Source organism: Bartonella saheliensis, from assembly GCF_902162175.1.
The window spans coordinates 1-2,947 of sequence record NZ_LR607276.1; the positions used below are offsets into that span (position 1 = coordinate 1).

Genomic DNA, 2,947 nt, shown 5'->3' on the forward strand with positions numbered 1-2,947 from the left:
GGTACAAAGAAGATATAGAGCATGTGAACAAATGGCGCGAGCAAGCCCGTGAAGATTTTCGTTTTTACAATGGGGATCAGTGGAATGAGGCAGATTTAGCGGCTTTAAAAGAACAACGCCGCCCCGTCATGACCTTTAATCGGATAGCCCCTTTGGTCAATGCGGTTGTAGGTTCGGAACGCAATAATAAACGCGAGGTGCAGTTTATTCCTCGTCAAATAGGGAAGGCATTGCCTAGTGAATTGCTCACCGGTGCAGCAGAATGGTTTCGTGATATGGCACATGCGGAATATGCGGATTCCGATGCTTTCCAAGATGCCGTCATCTGTGGCATGGGCTGGACCGATACGCGACTTGATTATGAAAACAGCCTCGATGGGGAACCAGTTATTACGCGTTTAGACCCGTTGAAGATGGTTTGGGACAGTGCAGCGGTGCAACCGAATTTAACCGATGCACAACGCTTATGGTACGTAGACCGTAAGCCGTTGGAAGTTGCCAAGCAGATGTTTCCAAAAGCCCATTGGAGCGAACTCAGTGCAGATTGGGCGCGAGATGGGAGTGCTTATGAGGGGATTCATCACAATGATTTAGAGGCTTATGATGACGAGAGGGGAATTGATGTTGAAAACGGTCGACGAATGGTTACGCTTGTCGAATGCCGTTGGTTTGAAAGCGAGAGATATTATAAAGCGCCCGATTTAAGTACTGGAGAACTTCGTGACTATAGCGAGGAGGAATTTAAGCAACTTCAGTGCATGATGCCCGATATCCAAGGGGCGGCTTTCAATAAGAAGGTCGTCAAGCGCGCCTTTTTAGGCAGGAAAGTTTTACTCTGCCCCGATCAACCGATGGTCCCTGCTGGTCAATTAGGTTGGGAGTGTATCACGGGCTATTTTGATAAGATAGAGCGTCAATTTTATGGGGTTGTACGTCCCACAAAAGATCCACAGCGATGGGCAAATAAGTATTTTAGTCAGGTCATGCATATTCTCAATAGCCAATCCAAGGGTGGGATAATGGCAGAGAGGGGCGCCTTTGAAGACGAGCGAGAAGCAGTACAAAGTTGGAGCAGAGCAGATAGTATCACGGTTTTAAAAAATGGAGCCCTTGCAGGTGGCAAGATCCAACCCAAGCCAGTAGCACAGTTTCCTACGGGATTTTTCCAACTGTTCAATGAAGCCAAAGAAGCAATTAATCAGGTTACCGGTTTATCACCAGAGTTCATAGGAACGAGGGAGGTATCACAAGCGGGTATTTTAGAGGCACAAAGGCGTCAATCCAGCCTTAATCTGCTTGCTTGTTTGTTTGATGGGTTGCGTTTGTATCGCAAGCGTCAAGGTAAGCTTATTTTGCACTTGATACAGAATTACTTGTCTGATGGGCGTTTGGTGCGGATTTCTGGAGAGGAGAATGCGCAATATATCTCCTTAACCCGTGAAGCAGTGATGAGTGTTGATTATGATATTGTGGTAGATGATGCACCGACCAGTCCGAATGAAAAGGAGCGTACCTTCGGCATTATCACGCAATTGTTACCATTGCTTCAAAATGCGGTTACGCCGGATATCATGCTTGATTTGCTGCGTTATTCTCCATTGCCGGCGTCCTTGCTTAATCGTGTGAGTGAGAAGTTTCAACAGCAGCAACAAATGGCGCAACAAGCCCAGCAACAGATGAATCCAGAGCAAGAAATGAAGTTGCAAGAAAAGCAACAGGATATTGCTGCCAAAGCCCAGATGCAACAAATGGATTTACAAGGAAAGCAGATTGATCTGTTCATGCGTCAACAGAGAGCAGAACTGGAAGCGGAAATGATGCAGCAACGCCATGAACTTGAACGGGAACGTATTCTTAACGAACGAGCCCAAAATCAGACCATGCGGGATCGAGCCGCAACATATCGAGGAAGAAGCATTTAGAGAGGTGAAGAATGAATGCAGAAATGAATGAAGGAATGACTGAAGATTATACGTCAGAACCAGCTGTTTTTGATGATGAGAGCTCTTTTGAGAGTGATCATGAGATAGGAGCGATTGAAAGTGATGATGTGTCCTCTTCAGAGCCGGTTGTAGAGCCCGTTGAACAGCCTTCAGAGATTGTTCCTATAGATCGGCAACGTTCAGAAGAACAACTCAAGCAAGCCCGTGAAGCACTTGTCAAATTTTATGAACCCCAATCTCAGACGCCAATGGTTGAAGATGAAGGAAGCCCCCCAGACCCACGTGAGGACATTATTGGTTACATTGGGTGGATGGGAAAAAAACTTCAAGAGCAGGGTGCATATATTGGGGGACAGAAAGAAGCGCTAAGACAAGCTGAAGAACAGCAACAGCATGATATGCGCCTTAACCAGTTTTTTTACAATTCTGTTGAAACAGTCAAAAAGAAATACAGTGATTTTGATGCAGCTGTGGATTTTCTTTATCAGACGCGTGAACAAGAGTTAAATTCTTGGTCAGGTATTTATCCAGATTACGCCAATAAGGGCACGAGAGATGCGATTATAGGAGATGAATTGCGGACGATAGTAGCGACATGTGCACAAAGAGATCTTAATCCAGCAGAAGAGCTTTATAAGATAGCGCAAAACCGTGGCTATCAAAACCAAGCGGTGCAAGCCAATAATCAAATTGCAGTACTCCAGAGTCGTCAGAATTCTGCGAGGACTTTAACAGCCTCTGGTGGAGGAGGCAGTGTTGGACCAATGACCAAAGACGCTCTTGCCGCTATGTCAGAGAGAGAATTCAACACATGGATATCCAATCCGAGAAATGAAGCTCTTTTTTATGAAATCATGGGTGTAGACCCCGATTAGGCAACAGATTTTAACAGCATAATCCGCCTTTGATGCGGGTTTTCCACCGGCTTTAAGCCGGTTTTTTTACAGCAAAGAAAGGTGAAATAGAATGGCAACAACACATATCATGACCCATGATCCGAAAGC

At 45.5% G+C, this 2,947-nt stretch carries 2 protein-coding genes; both read left to right on the top strand.

All coding sequences use genetic code 11. The features are described 5' to 3' along the window. Positions 1-1,922, top strand: a 1,922-nt coding sequence (locus FS875_RS09540) for a portal protein (protein WP_246067903.1), incomplete at its 5' end; no start/stop codon positions are given. Between the two features lie 11 nt (positions 1,923-1,933). Continuing rightward, a complete protein-coding gene (locus FS875_RS09545) occupies positions 1,934-2,818 on the top strand; it encodes a hypothetical protein (protein ID WP_144756138.1) in 885 nt (294 codons plus the stop codon). The last annotated feature ends 129 nt before the right edge of the window (positions 2,819-2,947 follow it).

Excerpts from the sequence above, each read along its gene's own strand:
- FS875_RS09545 (WP_144756138.1), top strand. The coding sequence starts at position 1,934 with ATGAATGCAGAAATGAATGAAGGAATGACTGAAGATTATACGTCAGAA.